The sequence below is a fragment of the Flavobacterium fragile genome (assembly GCF_023634865.1).
Taxonomy (GTDB): Bacteria; Bacteroidota; Bacteroidia; order Flavobacteriales; family Flavobacteriaceae; genus Flavobacterium; species Flavobacterium fragile.
This window is the reverse complement of the sequence record NZ_JAMLJN010000024.1, coordinates 1-1,009: the sequence shown is the minus strand read 5'-3', so window position 1 is coordinate 1,009 and position 1,009 is coordinate 1. Positions and strand designations below refer to the sequence as shown.

Sequence of the window (1,009 nt, the reverse complement as noted above, 5' to 3'; positions counted from 1 at the left end):
ACAATTAGCTGGAGTTGCTCCGTTTTCACATATTTGGTAAGTAACGGTATAAGTACCCGATGGGGTGCCTGCTGCTACTGTTATCGTTCCGTTTGGATTTAATGTTAATCCCGTTGGAACACTTGTTACTGTTAAGGTTACTTGACCTGGATTAGTTCCAATTACAACTGGAGCGCCATCTAAAGTGTCGTTAATAATTACTGATGGGGTGCTGTCTCCTGAGGTAATAGCCGTTGGTGTATCATTTACGGCATCAATAACGTTTGCTACTACAACAGTAGCTGTTGCCGTATCACAATTAGCTGGAGTTGCTCCGTTTTCACATATTTGGTAAGTAACGGTATAAGTACCCGATGGGGTGCCTGCTGCTACTGTTATCGTTCCGTTTGGATTTAATGTTAATCCTGTTGGAACAGTCGTTCCTGTTAAGGTTACTTGACCTGGATTAGTTCCAATTACTGCTGCTACACCATCTAAAGTATCGTTAGTGATTACTGATGGGGTGCTGTCTCCTGCTGTGATAGCCGTTGGTGTATCGTTTACGGCATCAATAACATTAGACACAATAACTGTAGCTGTAGCCGTATCACAATTAGCTGGAGTTACTCCGTTTTCACATATTTGGTAAGTAACGGTATAAGTACCCGATGGGGTGCCTGCTGCTACTGTTATCGTTCCGTTTGGATTTAATGTTAATCCTGCTGGAACAGTTGTTCCTGTTAAAGTTACTTGACCTGGATTAGTTCCAATTACTGCTGCTACACCATCTAAAGTATCGTTAATAATTACTGATGGGGTACTGTCTCCTGAGGTAATAGCCGTTGGCGTATCGTTTACGGCATCAATAACGTTTGCCACTACAACAGTAGCTGTTGCCGTATCACAATTAGCTGGAGTTGCTCCGTTTTCACATATTTGGTAAGTAACGGTATAAGTACCCGATGGGGTGCCTGCTGCTACTGTTATCGTTCCGTTTGGATTTAATGTTAATCCCGTTGGAACACTTGTT

At 42.5% G+C, this 1,009-nt stretch carries 1 pseudogene; it reads right to left on the bottom strand.

The features are described from left to right. Positions 1 to 1,009: pseudogene (locus NAT47_RS12510) on the bottom strand (hypothetical protein); the annotation flags it as partial.